Here is a 20,458-nt window from a genome sequence, read left to right on the forward strand (position 1 = left end):
CCGAACCCCACGAGGCAGGCTCCGGCCTGCCTTTTTTATTGCCCATGAAGACCAGGACCGCCTACGTCTGTTCGGCCTGCAAGGCCCAAAGTCCGCGCTGGCAGGGGCAGTGCCCCAAGTGCCAGGCCTGGAACACCCTCGAACCGGTCCAGGTGCAGTCCGCCCAGGGGACGGCGCCGACCGCGAATCGCCCCGTGGACCTGCGCGACATGTCGCAGTTCCAGGAAGACCGCATCAGCACCCACCTTTTGGGCCTCGATCCGGTCCTGGGCAGCGGCTTCGTGCCCGGCGGCGTGATCCTCGTGGGCGGGGAGCCGGGCATCGGCAAGTCCACGCTGCTGCTGCAGGTGGCCTCGGCCATGGAAAACTCCGGCAAGGCCGTGATCTACGTCTCGGGCGAGGAGTCCCTGTCCCAGATCCGCGGCCGGGCCGAGCGCCTCGGGATGCTGGGGGGGCGGCTCACGGCCATGGCCTCCAACCAGGCCGAGGACATCCTGGCCTGCATGGAGGACCGGCCGGCCCTGGTCGTCGTGGATTCGGTCCAGACCATGGTTTCGTCCAAGGCCGAGGGGCTGCCCGGCTCCGTCAGCCAGGTCCGGGCCGTGGCCACGGCCCTGGTGGAGCGGGCCAAGCAGACGGGCGTGACCGTCATTCTCGTCGGCCACGTGACCAAGGACGGGCAGATCGCCGGGCCAAAGCTCCTGGAGCACATGGTTGACACAGTCCTCTATCTGGAGGGCGACAAGGAGCATCTTTTCCGCATCCTGCGCGTGGTCAAGAACCGCTTCGGCCCGTCCAACGAGATCCTGCTCTTCGAGATGAAGGAGCAGGGCATGAGCGTCATCGAAGACCCCTCGACCTTCTTCCTGCAAGCCCGGGACACGGCCCTCTCGGGCACGGCCTTGGTCATGTCCATGGAGTCCCAGCGGCCCTTCGTGGTCGAGGTGCAGGCCCTGGTCACGCGGACCTTCCTGGCTTTCCCGCGGCGCACGGCCCTGGGCTTCGACTCCAACCGACTGCACCTGCTCATCGCCGTCATGGAGAAGCGCCTGCAGGTCAACCTGGGGCAGGTCGACGTCTACGCCAAGGTCGGCGGGGGGCTGCGTATGAAGGACCCGGGCCTGGACCTGGGCATCGTCGCGGCCATCCTGTCGTCGCTCTACGACAGGCCGCTGCCCGAGGGCGCGGTCTTCTGGGGCGAGGTGGACCTGAACGGGCAGATCAGGCCCGTCACAGGGCATGACGTGCGCCTGCGGCAGGCGGCGAACCTGGGGTATGCGCCCATGGTGCATCCGCGGGCCGGGGCCAAGGGGGACGGGTGGTCGAGGATTTCGGATGTGCAGCGGATGCTGTTCGGGGAACTGGGGAAGAAGTAGGGGGAGGGTGAGCCTGGGCGGCCGCTGTCCGGTCCGGGTCCTGGCGGGGGGCGTCGAAACTTCCTCGCCGGCCTCGTAGAGCCGGACCGTCGCGCGGCGGCGCGGGAGGTTCGGGCAGGGCGAGAGGCGACGGTTCGGCAAACGATGCCTGGTTCGGTCGGACAGTCGCCGCCCTCCGCCAGGACCCGGACCGGACAGCTCCGTCGGCGCTGGTGCGGGAGGAGGACGGAGCGGGGTCGTTTCAGGTTCCGTTCGTGCCCCAGTCAGAAGGCGGATTCCTATTCCAATTTGAAGCTGCGCTTTGTTTTCACGGGGATGTGAACCCTATCCCGTCCAGTCCTTGGAATCCTTGCCCTTGGGCTTGATGCGGGAGGCCTTGAGCTTGCGGGTCCAGAGGTTCAGACGCTCCTCGTGGCCCTGGGCTTTGGGCTGGTAGAAGGTGCGGCCCTTGAGTTCCGGGGGGAGGTATTCCTGGTCGACCCAGGCTTCTGGGTAGGCGTGGGGGTATTTGTAGCCCTGGCCGTAGCCCCATTCCTTCTGCAGGCTGGTGGACGCGTTGCGCAGGTGCAGAGGCACGGGCTTGGGGCCGTTGGTGCGAATTTCCTTGATGGCCGAGAGGTAGCCGGCGTAGGCCGAGTTGCTCTTGGACGCCAGGGCGAGGTAGACCGTGGTCTCGGCCATGGGGATCCAGCCTTCGGGCATGCCGATGCGCTCCACGGCCTGCTCGCAGGCCACGGCCAGGGGCATGGCCATGGGGTCGCCAAGGCCCACGTCCTCGGCCGCGGACAGGATGAGGCGGCGGCAGATGAAGCGCGGGTCCTCGCCCGTTTCCACCAGGCAGGCCAGGTAGTACAGGGCCGCGTCCGGGTCAGAGCCGCGGATGGACTTGATCAGGGCCGAGGCCAGCTCGTAGTGTGAGTCCCCCTCGCGGTCTCCGCGCAGCACGATCTCCGGCAGGCGCGCCTTGAGGTGTTCCAGTTCCAGTTCCTTTTCCTCGAGTCCCGAGGCGAACTCCACCAGATTGAGCATGGTCCGCGCATCGCCGCCCGAGAGGGTGGCCAGCAGTTCCAGGCTTTTTTCAGGGATGACGGTGCCGAGCTTGTCCATGCCCCGCTTGCCCACGTCCACCAGTTCCGCCATGCCCAAGGACCGCAGCCGCAGCACGTGCAGTCGCGAGAGGAGCTGGCGCGTTACGCTGAAGGACGGGTTCTCGGTGGTCGTGGCGATGAGGGTCAGCTCGCCGGTTTCCAGCAGGGGCAGAAAGAAGTCCTGCTGAGCCTTGGAGTAGCGGTGCAGTTCATCGAGGATGAGGATCTCGATGTCCTGGATCTGCTTGCGCAGGGCCGTGATGCCGACCTCCGGCGCGCTCAGGCGCAGGAAGGGCCGGCCCGTGTGCTGGGCCAGGAGCAGGGCCACGGTGGATTTGCCGCAGCCGGGCGGGCCGAAGAGCAGCAGGCTCGGCAGGCTCTTGGACTGCATGAGGGTCCGCAGCCGCTGGCGGAAGTGGCTCTGGCCGATGAAATCGTCGAGGGACTGGGGCCGCAGGGACTCGGCCAGGGGGCGCTTCTGGGACACGCTCCTAGGCCTCCAGGACGTTCTGCACGCAGTCGAGGACGGTCTGGGCCTCGCGGCCGCGGGCCGACAGTTCGACGGAACGGCTTTCTTCCTGCACGGTCCAGGTCATCACGATGTAGCTTTCGGGAACGGCGTCCGGCGGGAGATGTTCGGCCCATTCCACCAGGCAGAAGTGGTCGGGGGCCAGGAGGGTCTCTTCCAGGTCCGCGCTGAAGCCTTGGCCGGCGGTGCGGTACAGGTCGAAATGCCCTACGGGCGGCACGGTGGGGTAGAGGTTCAGCAGGTTGAAGCTCGGGCTGCTGACCTCGGCCTTGTCGCTACCTGGCAGGGCCTGGACCAGTTCGCGCACGAACGTTGTCTTTCCCGCGCCCAGGGGGCCGTGCATGAGCACCGGCGGCAGGAAGGGGCTCCCGTCGATGCAGGCCGCCAGGGTCCGGGCCAGCCTGGCGGTCGCTTCGAGGGAGGTCAGGACGATGTTCATGACTTCGGCATCAGGGTTCTGATGATGTCCTGCATGCCGACCACGCCCACCAGCAGGCCGTCGCGCGTGACGGGCAGGGTGTGGAACTTGCGGTCGACCATGAGGGTCGCGATCTCGTCGATGGTCGTGTCCGGGGAGACGGTCACGACCTTGGTGCTCATGGCGTCGGCCACCTTGGAGGCAGCGATGCGCTTGACCTCGGCTTCCAGCAGGGCGGTGGAGGACAGGGGCACGAAGCCGTCGAGCAGGGTGAAGAGCGAGGGGATGGGCAGGCTCTTCTGCATGCGTACCAGGTCGGACTGGCAGAGGATGCCCACCAGACGGTTGTCGGCGTCGACCACGGGCAGCCCGTTGACGCCTTTTTCGATGAGGGTTTTCGCCGCCTCGGTGATGTCGGCTTCGGGGCTGATGGTAACGACCGCCGTGGTCATGATATCTTGAGCTGTACGCATTTTTTCCACTCCTTCAGGGCTGTTGGCAGATGATCGGCGATTTCGAGGGGGGTGTTGCCCCGGTCCGGGAATTCCTCTGCGAGCAGCGTGCCCGCATACCCGTGCCAATACACGCCGATCTGCGCGGCGGTCAATGGCGGCAGTCCACGGGCCAGAAGGCTGCCGATGACGCCCGAGAGCACGTCGCCCGACCCGGCGATGGCCAGGTTGGGCGCGCAGAAAGGCGAGATGGCGATGGGGTCCTGGTGTCCGGCGACAATGGACGCGGCCCCCTTGAGCACGAGGTTGACCCTGTGTCCGAAGGAGAACTCCCTGGCGTAGCGCGGTCTGGCCAGGTTGATTTCGCGGGGCGTGACGCCGAAGAAATTGGCCATCTCTCCCGGATGCGGCGTGAGCACCGCGTCGGGGCCCAGCCGTTCCAGCAGTTCGGGGCGTCTGGCCAGCAGGAAGAGCGCGTCTGCGTCGAAGAGAGTCTCGGGATGGGGTTCGGCAAGGTAGCGCTCCAGAAATTCGGCGGCACCGTCGGTGCGGCCCAGTCCGGGCCCGAAGACCACGGCCGAGAAGCGCTGCAGGTGCGTGCGCAGGGAGTCGAGGCAGTCGGCGTCCCAGTTCTCGCCCTGGCCCAGGCCAATGGTCATGACCTCGGGGAAGCTGCCGTAGAACGCGGTCAGGGCCTTGGGGCAGGCGATGCTGACCAGCCCCGCCCCCGAGCGGAAGGCGGCGCGCGCCGCGAGCATGGGCGCGCCCGTCAGGCCCGGCGAACCGCCGAGCACCAGCAGGTGGCCGGCCTCGCCCTTGTGCATGGTCGCGGAGGTTTCGGGCAGCACCTTCACCAGATCCGGCGCCAGGGCGATGTGGGACGCGGGGTGGCTCTGCTTGATGTGCCGGGGGATGCCGATCTTGGACGTGACCAGCTTGCCTACGTGCGCTTTGGCCGGGGGCAGGAAAAGGCCGAGCTTGGCCTCCTCGAAGGTCACGGTCAGGTCGGCCTTGACGGCCACGGGCATGGGCTCGCCGGTGGCGCCGTTCAGGCCCGAGGGGATGTCCAGGGACAGGACGAAGGAGCGCTTGCCGAGCTTATTTATGGACTTGATCCAGGACTGGGCCGCGGGGCTCAGCATGTCCTTGAAGCCGGTGCCGAAGAGGCCGTCCACGATCAGGTCGATCTTGGGCAGGGCGTCGAGCTCGTACTCGGGAAGGTAGTAGCAGGGGATGCCCATGCTCTCCGCCAGCCGCAGGTGGTAGGCCGGGTCGCTGGTGTACGCGGTCGGGAGCTTGGAATGCAGGATCAGGACCTTGGCCCCGAGATTGAAGAGATGGCGGGCCAGGGCGAAGGCGTCGCCGCCGTTGTTGCCCGGGCCGGCGAAGACCATGGCCGAGATGTCGCGCACGGGGCCGAACTCTTTTTTCAGTGCGTAGAGCGCCGCCCGGCTGGCGTTCTCCATGAGAATCGTGCCGGACAGGCCGAATTCCTGCATGGTCAGGCGGTCCCAGCTGGCCATTTCCTCGGGGGTGGGCAAATGGATGACCATCGAGTCTCCTCGTCGTGCTGTCGTTGCCCGGCTCTCGCGCCGGCGGTGAAGGCCTCGGTTCGCGTTTCCGCCCGTCCTTGCCACGAATCGCGGCACTATGCCAGTCATGATCTTTATGTCACGATCTCGCGCAAGGCGGAAAATTATTCTTGACTCCGCATCGCGAGTTCTCCAAAAAAAAGGGCTTGCTGGAAGGTGTCGTCATGACAGCGCCCCGGCAGAATTCCACGTCAGGAGGGGCCATGAACGATACCGCAACCCAGCAGTCACAGGCACCCGTGGTCCGGTTGCGGAACGTGAGCAAGGTCTACGACGGCCAGCACGCCCTGCGCGACGTGTCGCTGGACGTCCAGCGCGGCGAGTTCCTGACCATCCTCGGTCCCTCGGGCTGCGGCAAGACAACCATCCTGCGCCTCGTGGCCGGCTTCGAGAACTCCACCTCGGGTTCCATCGCCATCGACGGCCGCGACGTCACGGGCCTGCCCCCGGAACGGCGCAACGTCAACACCGTCTTCCAGAGCTACGCCCTCTTCCCCCACATGAACGTCTTCGACAACGTGGCCTTCGGGCTGCGCATGAAGCGGCGCCCGGCCGACGAGATCGCCCGCGAGGTGGGCGAGACTCTGCGCCTGGTGCAGCTCGAGGGTTTCGAGGGGCGGATGGTCGGCAAGCTTTCGGGCGGGCAGCAGCAGCGCGTGGCCATCGCCCGGGCCATCATCAACCGGCCCCTGGTCCTGCTGCTGGACGAACCCCTTTCGGCCCTGGACTACCGCCTGCGCAAGCAGATGCAGCTGGATCTCAAGCACCTCCAGCGCAAGCTTGGCATCACCTTCGTCCTCGTCACCCATGACCAGGAGGAGGCCTTCTCCATGTCCGACCGGGTGATCGTCATGAACAACGGCGTCATCGAGCAGGTCGGCACGCCCGTGTCCGTCTACGAGGAGCCCCGCAACCTCTATGTGGCGCGCTTCGTGGGCGAGATCAACATCATCGACGCCGAGGTGGTCGAGCCGGGCGACGGGCGGGCGCGGGTGCGCACCGGCGGGCTTGACGTGTTCATGCGCACGGGCCACGCCTTCAGGGCCGGCGAGAAGGCGCACATCCTGCTGCGCCCCGAGGACCTGCGCGTCGAGACCCTCAAGGACCTGGCCGAGGACCCGGAACTCGAGGACTCCTTCGCCCGCGGCCGTTCCATCGTCGGCACCGTGGAGGAGACCATCTACAAGGGCGCGACCTACGACGTCGTCGTGCGCCTGGACGCCGGAGGGGTGGTCACGGCCACGGAGTTCTTCAACGAGGACGACGAGACCGTCTATTTCCGCGCCGGCGACCGCGTGGCCGTGAGCTGGGTCGAGGGCTGGGAAGTGGTGCTGCCGTATGAAAAATGACGGCTTCTTCAAACGCGCCGTGATCATCGGCGCCGTGGGCTGGATGACCGTCTTCGCCTTCGTGCCCAACATCCTCGTCTTCCTGGCCAGCTTCTGCACCACATCGACCGAGAATTTCATCGAGCCGGCCGTCACCCTGCGCAACTACGCGCGCCTCATGGACCGGACCCATCTGGACATCCTGCTGGGGTCCCTCAGGCTCTCAGGGCTCGTCACGGCCATCTGCCTGCTGACGGCCTACCCCTTCGCCTCCATCCTGGCCCGCGCCAGGAAACCCGTGCGGGGCACCCTGCTCCTGCTGGTGGTCATCCCCTTCTGGACCAACTCCCTGGTGCGCACCTACGCCATGACGGCCATGCTCAACTCCAGCGGCATCGTGAACAACGTGCTGCTGTCCCTGGGCCTCATCGACGCGCCCCTGGCCATGATGTACACGCCCGGCGCCGTGGTCCTGGGCCTGACCTACACGCTGCTGCCGTTCATGATCCTGCCCCTCTACGCGGCCCTGGAGAGGCTCGACCGCCGCTACCTCGAAGCGGCCCGCGACCTCGGCGCGAGCCCCTGGCGGGCCTTCTGGCGCGTGGTCGTGCCCCTGACCATGCCGGGCATCGTCTCGGGGTGCATGCTCGTCTTCCTGCCGGCCATCGGCATGTTCTACGTGTCCGACGTGCTGGGCGGGGCCAAGGCCATGCTGCTGGGCAACTTCATCCGCGACCAGTTCCTGACCACCCGCGACTGGCCCCTGGGCGCTGCGGCCAGCGTGACCCTGACCGCGCTCATGGGCATCATGCTCCTGCTGTACTGGAAGAGCGCGGCCCGCCTGGGCCGGGAGGCGTCCTGATGCGGACCCTGCGCGCCGTCTACGCCTGCCTGGTGTACCTCTTTCTGTACCTGCCCCTGGCCGTGATGGTCATCTATTCCTTCAACGACTCGCGCTTCTCCATGGCATGGAAGGGCTTCACCCTGGATTGGTACGCCAAGCTCTTCGGCAACACGAGCCTCATGCAGGCCGCCCTGCACTCGCTGCTCATCGCCGTCCTCGCGGCCACCTGCTCGTGCATCCTGGGCACCCTCATCGCCATGGCCCTGCACCGCTGGCGCTTCCCGTCGCGCAAGGTCATCCGTACCTCGCTCTTCGTCATGATGATGTCGCCGGACATCGTCATCGGCATCTCGCTCCTGGTCCTGTTCATGGCCCTGTCCCTGCCGCTCGGGTTCTGGACCCTGCTCATGGCCCACGTGACCCTGTGCGTGCCCTTCGTGGCCATCACGGTTTTCGGCCGGCTGCACGGCTTCGACCCGCACGTGGTGGAGGCGGCGCGGGATTTGGGAGCAGGGGAGTACGAGGTCTTCCGGCACGTGGTCCTGCCCATGATCTTCCCGGCGGTCCTGGCCGGGTGGTTCCTGAGCTTCACCCTGTCCGTGGACGACGTCATCATCAGTTTCTTCACCACCGGCCCGACCTTCGAGGTCCTGCCGCTGCGTATCTACTCCATGGTCCGACTTGGCCTCAAACCCGAGGTCAACGCCCTGTGCGCCATCATGATCCTCATAACCGTTGTGGCCGTCATGCTGTCGCAGCGCTTCCTCAAGGAGAAACCATGAAACGTCTCGCCTTCCTCGCCCTCTGCCTGCTGCTGGCCTCCCAGGCCATGGCGGCCTCCAAGGAACTCTACGTCTACAACTGGTCGGAATACATGCCCGACAGCGTTCTGGAGGACTTCACGAAGGAGACCGGCATCAAGGTCGTCATGTCGACCTACGACAGCAACGAGGCCCTGTACGCCAAGGTCAAGATGGTCGACGCCAAGGGCTACGACCTCATCGTCCCCTCTACGGACTTCGTCTCCCGCATGCGCAAGGAGGGGCTGCTCCAGCCCATCGACAAGTCCAAGCTGTCCAACTTCGGCAACCTTGACCCCAAGCTTCTGAACCAGGCCTTCGACCCGGACAACACCTACAGCGTCCCCTACATGTGGGGCTCCACGGTCATCGCCATCAACGCCAAGGACCCGGCCGCCGCTTCGGTCACCTCCTTCGCCGACCTCTGGAAGCCCGAACTCAAGGGCAAGATCCTGCTGCCCAACGACATGCGCGGGGTGCTGGGCATGGGCCTCAAGCGCCTCGGGTACTCCCTGAACGAGACCGATCCGGCCAAGGTCGGCCAGGCCTGTGAGCTGCTCATGCCGCTGATGGCAAGCGTCCGCGTCTTCGATTCCGACTCCCCCAAGCAGGCCCTGCTGAACAACGAGGTCATGGCGGCGGTGCTGTGGAACGGCGAAGCCTACATCGCCTCCGGCGAGAACCCCGACATCAAGTTCGTCTACCCCGCGGAAGGCTTCAGCCTTTGGGTGGACAACCTCTGCATCCCCAAGAACGCGGCCAACGTCGAGAACGCCCACATCTTCATCGATTACCTCCTGCGGCCCGAGGTGGCTGCCTTCATTTGCCAGGAGATGGGCTACTCCTCCCCCAACCTGGCGGCCAAGGACACCCTGCCCGAGGACGTGCGCACCAACGCCCTCGTCTACCCGCCGGCCGAGGACATGGCCCGTGGCGAGTTCGAGACCGACCTCGGCGAGGCCGTCAAGGCCTACGAGCAATGCTGGATGAAGCTCAAGACCGAATAGCCGCGTGGCGGCCCAATGAAAAATCGGCGTTGCCCCGCGTGGGGTGACGCCGATTTTTTTTTTGCCTTCCGCACGGGAAGGGCCGTTCATCCTCAGGAGAAGCCGCCCCGCGGGGCGCATGTCGACTCGGTTTGCCGGCCGGGCTGCGCGGCGCAGGCCGAGACCAGCCTGACCACGTTTTCGGACGAGCCGCAGCGCGGGCACGCCGGCATGTCCTCGTGTGTGGCCGGAAGGATCTCCTCGAAACAGAATTGGCAGGTTTTGCATTGGAATTCATAGATGGGCATGGTAAAAATCCAAGGGCGAGCGCCCCGGGCGGGGCGGTTTGCGGTGACGGGTACGAATCAATCGATGGAGGTAATCATGGATCCTCAATTGCGCAAGCGCCTGGACGACTTTTTCGACGTGGGGTTCGGCAAGACCACCGGCATCGACACGGCCCTGGAGATCACCAAGATATACGCCGGTTCCGCTGCCGCGGACCCGGAGAAGATTCCGGACCTGTTCGTGCGTCTGGTGCAGCTCTTCGAACCGAACCTTGACGTGCGCGAGTGAGCCGGATTGACAGCCCCGGTATTCTCGGCAATGAAATCCGCTTTTGCGGATTTTTTCCTGAAGAGGGTGCAATGAGTTTCTCCGTCAAGGATCTACTGCGCGCGCAGGTGGCCCCGGCCCTGGGGTGCACCGAGCCCGTGGCCGTGGCCCTGGCCGCCGCGGCGGCCGCCGCTGTTCTGCCGGGCCGTCCCGAGCGCATCGACCTGTGGGTGGACCCCAACATCTACAAGAACGGGTTGGCCGTGATCATCCCCGGCACCGGGGGCCTGAGCGGCCTGGACCTGGCCGGGGCCCTGGGAGCCTTCGGCGGGAACCCGGCCTTGGGCCTGGAGGTCCTCGAACCCCTCACGCCCGAGTCCGTGCAGGCCGCCCGCACCCTGGTCCGCGACGGTGGGGTGACCCTGAACCTGCTGCAGGACCAGCGCGGGCTCTTCATCCGCGCCGAGGTTTTCGACGGCTCCCACGTGGCCGAGGCGGTCATCCGCGAAATGCATGACAACGTCGTCGGCGTGAGCCTGGACGGCCAGCCCCTGCCCCTGGACACGGCCTCGCCCCGCGCCGCGGCCAAGGCCGACGTTTCGCGGCTGGAAGCCTGGATCAAGGCCCTGACCCTTGAAGACCTGGTCCGTCTGCTGGACGACCTGGACGACGAGGACCGCGAGTTCCTCATGGAAGGCGTGCGCACCAACATGCGCCTGGCCGAGCACGGGCTCAAGTTCGGGCCGGGGCTTGGCATCGGCAAGGCCCTGGACCGGCTGGTGCGCCAGAAGCTCATCTGCCGCGACATGGTCCTGGCCGCGCGCATCCTGACTTCGGCCGCGTCCGACGCGCGCATGGGCGGGGTCAAGCTGCCGGCCATGAGCTCCGCCGGCAGCGGCAACCACGGCCTGACGGCCATCCTGCCCATCTGGGCCATCCGCGACTTCATCGTGTGCGACGAGAAGACGGTGCTTGAGGCCATGGCCCTGAGCCACCTGGTCACGGCCTACGTCAAGGCCCACACGGGCCGTCTCTCGGCCATCTGCGGCTGCTCCGTGGCGGCTGGGGCCGGGGCCAGCGCCGGCGTGGCCTACCTGCTTGGCGGGAACCTGGCGCACATCGCCGGGGCCATCAAGAACATCATCGAGGATCTGGCCGGGGTCATCTGCGATGGGGCCAAAGCGGGATGCTCACTCAAGCTGGCCACGGCCGCGGGCACGGCCGTGCAGTCGGCCCTTTTTTCGCTGCAGGGCGTCAACGTCCTGCACACGGACGGCATCATCGGCGCCTCGCCCGAGCAGACCATGCAGAACATCGGCACGCTCAGCACCGAGGGCATGATCGAGACCGACCGGACCATTCTGAAAATCATGCTGGAGAAACGGTTCTCGGGGTTCTGACCCCGGACATTCCGGCGCTTTCAAGGAGAAAACACCAATGAACATATGCATCGTCGGGACGGGCTACGTCGGCCTCGTCTCCGCAGCCTGTTTCGCCGAAATGGGCAACAACGTGACCTGCGTGGACATCAACCCCGAGGTGGTGGAGCGCCTGAAGAAAGGCGAGGTCCACATCTACGAGCCGGGCCTGGAGCCCATGGTCCGCCGCAACGCCCAGGAAGGTCGCCTGACCTTCACCACGGACCTGGCCGAAGGGCTGAAGGACAGCCTTTTCATCTTCTGCTGCGTCGGCACCCCCGAAGGAGAGGACGGCAGCGCGGACCTGCGCTACGTGCGTCAGGTGGCCCGCCAGGTCGGACAGCTGATGACCGACTACAAGATCGTCGTCGACAAATCCACGGTGCCCGTGGGCACGGCCGACAGCGTGCGGGCCATCATCCAGGAGGAACTCGACAGGCGGGGCCTGAAGATCGAGTTCGACGTGGTCTCCAACCCCGAGTTCCTGAAGGAGGGCGACGCGGTCAACGACTTCATGAAGCCTGACCGCGTGGTGGTCGGCACGGACAACGTGCGCACGGCCGAACTTCTGAAGACCCTCTACGCCCCCTACGCCCGCAGCCGCGAGAAGATGATCGTCATGGGCGTGCGCAGCGCCGAGATGACCAAGTACGCCGCCAACTGCATGCTGGCCACCAAGATCTCCTTCATCAACGAGGTCGCCAACATCTGCGAGAAGGTCGGTGCCGACGTGCGGGACGTGCGCCACGGCATCGGGGCCGACCACCGCATCGGCTACCAGTTCATCTACCCGGGCGTGGGCTACGGCGGGTCCTGCTTCCCCAAGGACGTGAAGGCCCTCATCGGCACGGCCAAGGGCGCGGGCTACGAGCCGCAGCTCCTCTCGGCCGTTGACGAGGTCAACGACCGCCAGAAGACCGTCATCGCCCGCAAGGTCGAAGCCTATTTCGCCGAGCAGGGCGGCGTGGCCGGCAAGACCCTGGCCCTGTGGGGCCTGGCCTTCAAGGCCAACACCGACGACATGCGCGAGGCCCCGGCCCTGGAGCTTATCCGCCACCTGACGGGTCTGGGCATGAAGGTCCGCGCCTTCGACCCAGTGGCCGGTCCCAATGCCCGTCGCATTCTGCAGGACAACCCTTTGGTCGAGATCTGCGACGACCAGTACGAGGCCCTGCACGGCGCCGCCGCCCTGGCCGTGGTCACGGAATGGAACCAGTTCCGCAACCCGGATTTCGCCAAGATGAAGAAGGTCCTCTCGGCCCCCATCCTCTTCGATGGCCGCAACCTCTACTCTTCGGCACTCATGGCGGCGGAGGGGTTCGCGTATTTCTGCGTGGGCCGCTGAAGACATTCCCCGCTCGTCATGACGCGAAAGCCCCGACCGGAGTTCTCCGGCCGGGGCTTTCGCATTGTTGCGGGACGTGGGGCTGATTCTCAGCGAGGAGCGGTATCTTTTTCGTCGAAGGAAGAAAAATTCGTGTTGCGTACGACGCCATCGGCAAATTTGGCCAGAATTTCCAGTTGGCCGCCCATGGCTTGGATATGGCCGCGCAGCGTCGAGAGGTACATGTCCGTCCGTCGCTCCAGCCTGGCGATGGCCAGCTGCTGAACGTGCAGGAGTTTCGCCAGGTCCTGCTGCGACAGACCTCGGGCCTGCCTGAGTTCATGCAGGGGCATGTCCTTGAGCATCCTGTCGGCCAGAGCGCGGGACTGCTCTCGGGCCTGGGCCGACATGGCCTCGCGCAGTGATGCGAATTTTTTAGCCATGGAGCAAACCTTCCTCCCGGAACTGCTGGAGATGTTCAATGATTTCATATCGTTTTGGTTGCCGACGTTCCCGCGTTTCGCGATTGCGGGGCCTCATGGAACCTATGCGTTGCGGACACGCCGAGACAGACGGTTTGATGTGTAATCAGAGGCAGATATTCGTAGGGCAGTTTGATGAGATTACCGGAATGAAGGTTCTTGGTGTTGCGAAGCCCGTCTGTTCAGAACCCCAAGTCAGCCAGAAATTCTTGGCACGCTGGAGGGCACGGGGAACCAATTTTTGGATATTGCTGATGTATTGTATTTTAACATATTGATATTAAAATAAAAAATTTGTTCGTTCCGGCATTTGAGCGTTGACAGCACCTATCCCGTGGGCTAGTTTCTGCCACATAATTGTCATTCTTGTGTCACAATTCCGTAACACAGGGCCATGTGGAGCCCGAAGGAGGATGCGTTGATGAAAAGGTTGGTGGTTGTGCTTGCGATGCTGCTTTTCCCGGCCCTGACGGCCATGGCGTCGGACGACGCCGCGGCCAAGGCCAAGGCCGAGGGGACGGCGACGTTCTACGCAAACATCACGGCGGTCGAGCCCATCATGGAGGCCTTCGGGGCGGATACCGGGATCAAGGGGCAGTACACCAGGATCTCGACCTCGAAATTCGTGGCCACCATCATGACGGAATTCGAGGCGGGCAAGCTCATGGCAGACGTGGTGCAGGGACCGCTTCCGGTTCTTGAAATCCTCAAGGCCAAGGGCGTGCTGGCCCCCTACAGCTCCCCGGCGGCCGCCGGCTATGCCGAGTGGACCAGAAAGGACGACGCCATCCAGCTGTTCGGCATCGAATACGTCGGCCTCATCTACAACAAGGAGCTGGTCAAGGCCGCCGACGCTCCCAAGCGCTACGAGGACCTGGCCGACCCCAAGTGGAAGGACAAGATCGTCATGGCCAACCCGGCCAATCACGCCACGACCATCTCCTGGCTGGTGGGCCTCAAGGACAACGTCTTCAAGAGCGAGGAGGAGTGGCGGGCCTTCCTGAAGGGGCTGGCGGCCAACAAGCCCATGTTCGTGTCCTCCTTCGGCCCGACTCCCGCTCCGGTCGAGAGCGGTGAAAAGCTCATCGCCATCTCCATGCCCAAGTACATCATCACCAAGGCTCCGGCCCCGCTGGACTGGGCACGGCTGGATCAGCCCCTCTTCGGCACGCCGCGCGCCATCGCCGTGACCTCCAAGGCACCGCACCCCAACGCCGCGCGCGCCTTCGTCGACTATTGGCTGTCCGGCAAGGCCATGGGCATGCTGGCCAAGGATGTGGGCGAGTACGTTCTGGCCCCCGGCGTGTTCCCGCCCATCGACGGCATGGACCAGGCCAAGGTGCTGCCCATCAAGGACCTCTCCGACGAGGAGATCCAGAAGTGGGGCGACGAGTTCAAGACCATCTTCGACGTGCAGTGACCCGGAGCGGCCGTCCCGGCTTTCGGGCCGGGCGGCCGCGCTTCAGCGTTTCCGCGTGAACCGCCTTCCCCCTTCAACCGGAACTTGAGTCCCGCCGGGCCGGATGCGCACCGGCAGGCGGCCAACGGGATCACATCATGGAGATTCGGATTCAAGGCGTCAGCAAGCATTATTTTTCCGAGGGCAAGACCATCAAGGCCCTGGACAACGTGGACGTGACCATCCCCTCAAACCAGATTTTTACGCTCCTGGGCCCCAGCGGCTGCGGCAAGACGACCCTGCTGCGCTGCATCGTCGGACTGGAGTCTCCCGACTCCGGCGAGATATCCATCGGCGACGAGATTGTCTGGTCCAGGGACAAGGGCATCTACGTGCCCACGGAGCGGAGGGGGCTCGGCATGGTCTTCCAGACCTACGCCATCTGGCCGCACATGAACGTCTTCGACAACGTGGCCTATCCCCTGCAGACTCGGGGCACGCCGCGTGACGTCATCCGGCAGAAGGTGGAGAAGACGCTCAAGTTCGTGCAGTTGGAAGGCTTCGAGAAACGCCCAGCCACCAAGCTCTCGGGCGGGCAGCAGCAGCGCGTGGCCCTGGCCCGCGCCCTGGTGGCCGAGCCCAAGGTCATCCTTTTCGACGAGCCCCTGAGCAACCTCGATGCCAAGCTGCGGGAGGAGACGCGCAAGGAGCTGCGCACCTTCCTGACGGAGCTGTCCATCACGGCCGTGTACGTGACTCACGACCGCATCGAGGCCCTGGCCCTGTCCGATTCCATCGCCGTCATGCGAGCCGGCCGGATCATCGAGCAGGGCTCTCCGCAGAAGATCTATTTCGACTCGGACCATCGCTTCGTGGCCGACTTCATCGGCCGGGCCAACCTGATCCCGGCCAAGGTCGCGAGCCAGCAGGACGGTTCGACCGTGGTCGAGAGCCCCCTTGGCGCCATCACCTGCCAGCAGCGGGATTTCGCCGTGGGCTCCGAAGTGACCCTGTGCATCCGCCCCGAGTTCATCCGTGTCGTGCCCGGGGAAGGGGAGGGCGGAGCCAACACCGTCCGCGGCAAGGTCGATTCCCTGGTCTTCATCGGCGAGGCCTTCGAGATGGAGGTCGTGGCCGGCGGCGAGCGCCTGCTGGCCAAGGTCGACGCCGATACCCGCATTCAGGAGGGCGACGCCATGCACTTCACCCTGGACCCGGCCCACTGCATGCTGGTCGGCGCCTGAGGGGGTGGACATGGATTCCAGCCGATCCAAACTGACCCTGACCCTGATTCTCATCGTCGGCGTGCTGACCGTCTGTCCGGTGGTCATGCTCGTGCTCGGCAGCTTTTCCGAAGGGCTGACGGCCTTCGGCAGCTTCACCGTGCAGAAGTACGTGGACGCCTACACGGACCCGGCCCTGGCGCAGATCATCCTCAACACCGCGGTCTTCGTCCTCGGGTCGTCGACCCTGGCCACGGGTCTGGCTCTGTTTCTGGCCTACCTGAACAACCGCACGGACATCCCCTGCAAGTTCATGTTCCGGATCATCTCCATCATCCCGATGATGATCCCGCACATCCTCTTTTCCGTGAGTTGGGCGCTGCTCCTGAACCCGTCCAACGGGCTCATCAATCTGGTGCTCAAGCAGGCCTTCTTTCTCGATCACGCGCCGTTGAACATCTATTCCCTGTGGGGCATGATCCTGGTGGAGGGGCTTTTGGACCTGCCCATCGCCTATCTCATCATCGCGCCGGCCATGGCCTCCTTCGACGTGGCCCTGGAGGAGTCGTCCAAGGTCTGCGGCGCCGGGTCGTGGCGGACCCTGCTGCGCGTGACCCTGCCGGTGCTGCGGCCGGCCATCCTGGCGGCCTTCATCCTCGGCGTGGTCAGGAGCTTGGCGTCCTTCGCCGTGCCGTCGGTCATCGGCATGCCCGGCCGGGTCTACGTCCTGGCCACGCACCTCTACCAGATGATCGCCACGGGCTTCTCCACGGACTACGGCAAGGCCGCGGCCGTGGGCATGAGCGTCCTGGCCGCGTCCATCACGCTCATTTTCGTCTACCGCGCCCTGACGGCCGAGAGTGAGAAGTTCGTGACCATATCGAGCCGCGGGTACCGTCCCACGGTCATTCCCCTCAAGGCGGCCAGGTACCCGCTCTTCGCCGTGGTGGCGCTCCTGTCCTTCGTGCTCATCGTCCTGCCCGTGGCCGTGCTCGTCTACACCTCGCTGGTGCCGTACTCCATGGTGCCCAGCGCCCGGGCCTTCTCCCTCATGAGCTGGCGGCACTGGATAGAGGTCCTGAAGGACCCCATCTCCCTGCTGTCCCTGAAGAACAGTCTCTACCTCGGCGTGGGCGGGGCGACCCTGGGCGTGGCACTGTCGGTCTTCGTGGCCTACACCATCGTCAAGGTCCGGACCAGGGCCGCGGGCTTCCTCGAATCCCTGAGCTTTCTGTCCTTCTCCTTCCCCGGCATCGTCATCGGCGTGGGCTTCATGTGGTTCTTCGTGCGCACGCCGCTCTACGCCACCATCTGGGCCCTGCTCATCGGCTACATCGCCACCTACCTGCCCTACGGCATCCGCCCCCTGGCCAGCGCCTTCATCCAGGTCCACAGCCATCTGGAGGAGTCGTCCCTGGTCTGCGGCGCCAGCCGCATGACGACCATGCGCCGCATTATCATACCCCTTCTGGTGCCGGGCATGGTCTCGGGCTGGATTCTCATGGCCACCATGTTCGTGCGTGAGCTGACCCTGTCGGTGGTGCTGTCGAGGCCCGGCACGGAGGTCCTGGCCGTGCAGATCCTGCGTTTCGCCGAGGATGGGCTGTGGGGGCGTCTGTCGGCCCTGGGCATCATGATGATCTTCATCTCCACGGCCCTGGTGGTCCTGGCCACGTTGGTCGGAGCCAGGTTCAAGCCCGTGGAGAACGGCGGATAGGGCGCCGGACTGCGGCTGCAGAAAAAAGACGCCCGTCGCCTCGGCATTGTCCGGGACGACGGGCGTTATTCATTGGAAACGAGAAGGCGGGCGGCTGTCTACAGCACCTTGGCCACGGCCGGGGCGATCTGGTCCAGGTCGTCGATGAGGTGGAAGCCCGAGTCGGCCATGGCGCGCAGCTTGGCCTCGATGCCGCCGGAGCCCTTTTCGAGGATTGCTCCGGCGTGGCCCAGGCGCTTGCCGGGAGGGGCCGTGCGGCCGGCGATGAAGCCGAAGACCGGGAGTTCGAAGCCCGTCTCCCGCATGTAGCGGCCCAGGTCCTCCTCGGCGCTGCCGCCGATCTCGCCCAGGATGACCACGGCCCTGGTCTGCGGGTCGTGGCGCACGAGCTTGCAGAGGTCCGTAAACGACATGCCGACGAAGGGGTCGCCGCCGATGCCCACGCACACGGACTGGCCGATGCCGGCGCGGGTCAGGCGGTCGACGCATTCGTAGGTCAGGGTGCCGCTGCGCGAGAACACGGCCACGGGGCCGGGGGTGAAGATGTCGCCGGGCATGATGCCGATCTTGGTGCGACCCGGCATGATGAGGCCTGGGCAGTTGGGGCCGATGACGCGCGTGGGGCCGCCCTTGAGGCGCTCCAGGGCGCGCAGCATGTCCAGCTGGGGGATGCCGTCGGTGATGCAGACCACCCAGGGCACGCCCGCGGCCGCCGCTTCGAGGACCGCGTCCGGGGCCAGGGCGCCGGGCACAAAGATGATGGAGGCGTCGATGCGCGTAGCCGCGGCCGCCTCGCGTACCGTGTCGAAGACCGGCACGCCCAGGACTTCGCTTCCGCCCTTGCCGGGCGTGACCCCGGCCACGACTTGCGAGCCGTATTCCTGCATGAGTCGACAGTGCAGCTGGCCCTGCTTGCCCGTCAGGCCCTGAACCAGGATGCGGCAGTCCGCGGGCAGGGGGAAGGGCGCGCTTTCGGCGCGGGGCCGCGCGGGGACCAGGGAGGCCGAGGACTCGACGCGCACCGGGGCGTGCACGGCCCCCTGCATGGCGCCCTTGAGTTTTTCCAGCTCGGCGCGGGCCGAGGAGAGGTCGGGGCAGAGGTGCAGGCCCCGCATGTCGGCCTCGCGCAACAGGGCCAGGCCGTCGGCCGCGCCGTTGCCGGCGAAGCGGACCACGATGGGCTTGCGCGGAGGCTCGCCACCCAGGGCTTCGAGCATGGAACTTGCCACCTTGTGGCAGGACAGGATGCCGCCGAAGATGTTGATGAAGACCATGCCTACGCGCTCGTCGTCGAAAAGGATGTCCAGGGCCGTGCGCATGGCCGCGCTGTCTGCACCGCCGCCCAGGTCCAGAAAGTTGGCGGCCTCCAGGCCCGAGTAGTTGAGGATGTCCATGCTGGCCATGGCCAGGCCTGCGCCGTTGACCATCAGGCCAACGAAGCCGTCGAGCTTGTGGTAGCTCAGGCCCGCTTCGCGGGAGCGGTTCTCCTCGGCGCTCAGGTGGGCGGGTTCGAAGAAGCGGTTCAGGGACGGGTCGATGCCCACGCGGTGTCCGTCGATCTCGACCTTGCCGTCCAGGGCCAGCAGTTCGCCGCCGTCGGTCACGACCAGCGGGTTGATCTCGGCCAGGAGCAGGCGGTGGCGCAGAGTCACGTCGAAAAGGTCGGTCAGGAGGCCGCCGAAGGGTTTCATGAGTTCTTTGGGCAGGCCGAGGTGGAAGAAGATGTTGCGGACCTGGTAGGGGGCGAGCCCCGCGTCGGGCATGGCGTGCTCGACGAGGATGGTCGCCGGGTCGCAGGCCTCGATGTCGACGCCGCCCGTGCGCCCGGCCGTGACGCAGAGGCTGCGGCTCTGGCGGTCGAGGGTCACGGACAGGTACATCTCCCGGCTGAAGGCTGCCTTGGGCTCGACGCGCACCAAGCGCACCCGCTCCCCCTTGATGTCCAGAGAAAAGAGACGTTCGAGCTCCGTTCGGGCCTGCTCCACGGTGTCGGCCAGGCGAATGCCCCCGGCCTTGCCGCGGCCGCCGCTCAGGACCTGGGACTTGAGGACCCAGGGCAGGGGGAAGGGGATGTCGGGGAGGCCGCCGGGCGCGAGAAGCACGCCGTGGGGGACCGGGATGCCGGATTCCTGGAAAAGCTGTTTGCTGCTGTGTTCGTTGAGCTTCATGACGCAGTCCTCGCATCGGCGGTTGTCAAATCCCATCCCTTGGACTATCACCGCGGGATGGCGCGCAGGGGGGCTTCCGGAAACGGGGCCCAGGGTTCCTCGATCTTTCAGGGGTGCATACCTGCCCTGTCTTTAAAATCAAGAAAAATCACAGCAAAAGACTATTTTTGCTCATGTAAGTCGTTAAAGATGCAACTAAACAGAATATTCATCACCTTTTGGTGCCTTTTGGCGCTGGCTGTTTGCCAGCCCCGTGCGGTCTCGGCGAGCTCGATCTCCGTTACGGACCTTGGAGTCGACAATGCGGCAGGCCAGATTTCCGTGGGGTTCAGCATCGTGGTCAACGACATGGAGCCCCTCATGGAGGCCCTGAAGAACGGCGGGGACTACGAGGTGCGCTGCACGAGCAGGCTCTACCACCGCCGGGCCGGCTTCTGGGATTCCTTCCTGTCCGAATCCGGCTACACCTGCGTCATTTCCAGCAAGCCCATCGCCCGCGAATGCCAGGTCCACGACGGCCGAGGCACGCACACGTTTTCGTTCCAGGGCCTGCAGGACCAGCTCAACCGCTACTGGTCCCGGATATCCGTCCCCATGGGTAGCTGGGATATGATCGAGCGCGGTTCGGCCTACCGGGTGGTCATGACCTTCAAGGTCACGCGCACGAACATGCCCGCCTGGGTCAGCAAGCCGCTCTTTTTCGTCACCTGGGATCTCGTCCCCGAGATCGTGTATGAGTTCGATTTCGATTTCTGAATC

At 65.4% G+C, this 20,458-nt stretch carries 18 protein-coding genes and 1 pseudogene; 12 read left to right on the forward strand and 7 right to left on the reverse strand.

Annotated features, from left to right (window positions below; translation table 11 throughout):
* Nucleotides 1–44: 44 nt before the first annotated feature.
* Entirely contained in the window at nt 45–1,376 is a 1,332-nt protein-coding gene (radA, locus tag G394_RS0101375; protein ID WP_028576115.1) for a DNA repair protein RadA, read from the forward strand.
* 324 nt (nt 1,377–1,700) lie between these two features.
* Here radA and G394_RS0101380 read toward each other — a convergent pair whose 3' ends face one another.
* Genes G394_RS0101380 through G394_RS0101395 form a run of 4 tightly spaced genes read right to left on the reverse strand, consistent with a single transcriptional unit; the run spans nt 1,701 to nt 5,416 of the window.
* Complete coding sequence (locus G394_RS0101380; protein WP_028576116.1) at nt 1,701–2,951, reverse strand: replication-associated recombination protein A; 1,251 nt, start codon at nt 2,949–2,951, stop codon at nt 1,701–1,703.
* A gap of 4 nt (nt 2,952–2,955) precedes the next feature.
* Complete coding sequence (gene tsaE / locus G394_RS0101385) at nt 2,956–3,432, reverse strand: tRNA (adenosine(37)-N6)-threonylcarbamoyltransferase complex ATPase subunit type 1 TsaE (RefSeq protein ID WP_028576117.1); 477 nt, start codon at nt 3,430–3,432, stop codon at nt 2,956–2,958.
* Complete coding sequence (locus G394_RS0101390) at nt 3,429–3,884, reverse strand: CBS domain-containing protein (protein WP_028576118.1); 456 nt, start codon at nt 3,882–3,884, stop codon at nt 3,429–3,431. Before G394_RS0101390 ends, tsaE begins: the two co-directional genes overlap by 4 nt.
* Entirely contained in the window at nt 3,860–5,416 is a 1,557-nt protein-coding gene (locus G394_RS0101395) for a bifunctional ADP-dependent NAD(P)H-hydrate dehydratase/NAD(P)H-hydrate epimerase (RefSeq protein ID WP_028576119.1), read from the reverse strand. Before G394_RS0101395 ends, G394_RS0101390 begins: the two co-directional genes overlap by 25 nt.
* 242 nt (nt 5,417–5,658) lie before the next feature.
* Here G394_RS0101395 and potA point away from each other — a divergent pair, with 242 nt between their 5' ends.
* From potA to G394_RS0101415, 4 genes are read left to right on the forward strand one after another with little or no spacing between them, the layout of a single operon-like run.
* The gene (gene potA / locus G394_RS0101400) at nt 5,659–6,804 is read left to right on the forward strand and encodes a spermidine/putrescine ABC transporter ATP-binding protein PotA (protein ID WP_028576120.1); all 1,146 of its coding nucleotides are present in this window, start codon (nt 5,659–5,661) and stop codon (nt 6,802–6,804) included.
* Nucleotides 6,794–7,645: a spermidine/putrescine ABC transporter permease PotB gene (gene potB, locus G394_RS0101405; RefSeq protein ID WP_028576121.1), complete on the forward strand. Its 852-nt coding sequence runs from the start codon at nt 6,794–6,796 to the stop codon at nt 7,643–7,645. The genes potA and potB overlap by 11 nt, the downstream gene beginning before the upstream one ends.
* On the forward strand, nt 7,645–8,409 hold the full coding sequence (potC, locus tag G394_RS0101410) for a spermidine/putrescine ABC transporter permease PotC (protein WP_028576122.1): 765 nt from the start codon (nt 7,645–7,647) through the stop codon (nt 8,407–8,409). The genes potB and potC overlap by 1 nt, the downstream gene beginning before the upstream one ends.
* Nucleotides 8,406–9,434 (forward strand): extracellular solute-binding protein, encoded by a 1,029-nt coding sequence (locus G394_RS0101415; protein ID WP_028576123.1) that lies wholly within the window; start codon nt 8,406–8,408, stop codon nt 9,432–9,434. The genes potC and G394_RS0101415 overlap by 4 nt, the downstream gene beginning before the upstream one ends.
* A 92-nt stretch (nt 9,435–9,526) precedes the next feature.
* Here the strand turns inward: G394_RS0101415 and G394_RS0101420 are convergent, their stop codons facing one another.
* Nucleotides 9,527–9,721 (reverse strand): FmdB family zinc ribbon protein, encoded by a 195-nt coding sequence (locus G394_RS0101420; RefSeq protein ID WP_028576124.1) that lies wholly within the window; start codon nt 9,719–9,721, stop codon nt 9,527–9,529.
* 76 nt (nt 9,722–9,797) lie between these two features.
* Between G394_RS0101420 and G394_RS0101425 the strand changes: the two genes are divergently transcribed.
* From G394_RS0101425 to G394_RS0101435, 3 genes and pseudogenes are all read left to right on the forward strand, one after another.
* Nucleotides 9,798–9,989, forward strand: coding sequence for a hypothetical protein (locus G394_RS0101425; protein WP_028576125.1), 192 nt, complete (start codon nt 9,798–9,800; stop codon nt 9,987–9,989).
* Between the two features lie 71 nt (nt 9,990–10,060).
* Nucleotides 10,061–11,368: an L-cysteine desulfidase family protein gene (locus G394_RS0101430; protein WP_028576126.1), complete on the forward strand. Its 1,308-nt coding sequence runs from the start codon at nt 10,061–10,063 to the stop codon at nt 11,366–11,368.
* A 28-nt stretch (nt 11,369–11,396) separates the two neighbouring features.
* Nucleotides 11,397–12,731 (forward strand): annotated as a pseudogene (locus G394_RS0101435) (UDP-glucose dehydrogenase family protein); the annotation flags it as partial.
* 89 nt (nt 12,732–12,820) lie between these two features.
* Here G394_RS0101435 and G394_RS0101440 read toward each other — a convergent pair.
* Nucleotides 12,821–13,153: an XRE family transcriptional regulator gene (locus G394_RS0101440; RefSeq protein ID WP_028576128.1), complete on the reverse strand. Its 333-nt coding sequence runs from the start codon at nt 13,151–13,153 to the stop codon at nt 12,821–12,823.
* 460 nt (nt 13,154–13,613) lie between these two features.
* On the opposite strand from G394_RS0101440, the gene G394_RS0101445 reads away from it, so the two are divergent.
* The 3 genes from G394_RS0101445 to G394_RS0101455 all read left to right on the forward strand — a co-directional run bounded on the left by G394_RS0101445 (nt 13,614) and on the right by G394_RS0101455 (nt 17,531).
* Nucleotides 13,614–14,612, forward strand: a complete 999-nt coding sequence (locus G394_RS0101445) for an ABC transporter substrate-binding protein (protein ID WP_028576129.1) — start codon at nt 13,614–13,616, stop codon at nt 14,610–14,612.
* Between the two features lie 137 nt (nt 14,613–14,749).
* Nucleotides 14,750–15,835, forward strand: coding sequence for an ABC transporter ATP-binding protein (locus tag G394_RS0101450; RefSeq protein ID WP_028576130.1), 1,086 nt, complete (start codon nt 14,750–14,752; stop codon nt 15,833–15,835).
* Nucleotides 15,836–15,845: 10 nt separating this feature from the next.
* Nucleotides 15,846–17,531: an ABC transporter permease gene (locus G394_RS0101455; protein ID WP_028576131.1), complete on the forward strand. Its 1,686-nt coding sequence runs from the start codon at nt 15,846–15,848 to the stop codon at nt 17,529–17,531.
* 98 nt (nt 17,532–17,629) lie between these two features.
* Here the strand turns inward: G394_RS0101455 and sucD are convergent, their stop codons facing one another.
* The gene (gene sucD, locus G394_RS0101460; RefSeq protein WP_028576132.1) at nt 17,630–19,699 is read right to left on the reverse strand and encodes a succinate--CoA ligase subunit alpha; all 2,070 of its coding nucleotides are present in this window, start codon (nt 19,697–19,699) and stop codon (nt 17,630–17,632) included.
* A 189-nt stretch (nt 19,700–19,888) separates the two neighbouring features.
* On the opposite strand from sucD, the gene G394_RS20495 reads away from it, so the two are divergent.
* Nucleotides 19,889–20,455 carry a DUF4390 domain-containing protein gene (locus G394_RS20495; RefSeq protein WP_281168252.1) on the forward strand — a complete coding sequence of 189 codons (567 nt, stop codon included), beginning with the start codon at nt 19,889–19,891 and terminating at the stop codon, nt 20,453–20,455.
* The last annotated feature ends 3 nt before the right edge of the window (nt 20,456–20,458 follow it).

The organism is Desulfomicrobium escambiense DSM 10707, from assembly GCF_000428825.1.
Taxonomy (GTDB): Bacteria; Desulfobacterota; Desulfovibrionia; order Desulfovibrionales; family Desulfomicrobiaceae; genus Desulfomicrobium; species Desulfomicrobium escambiense.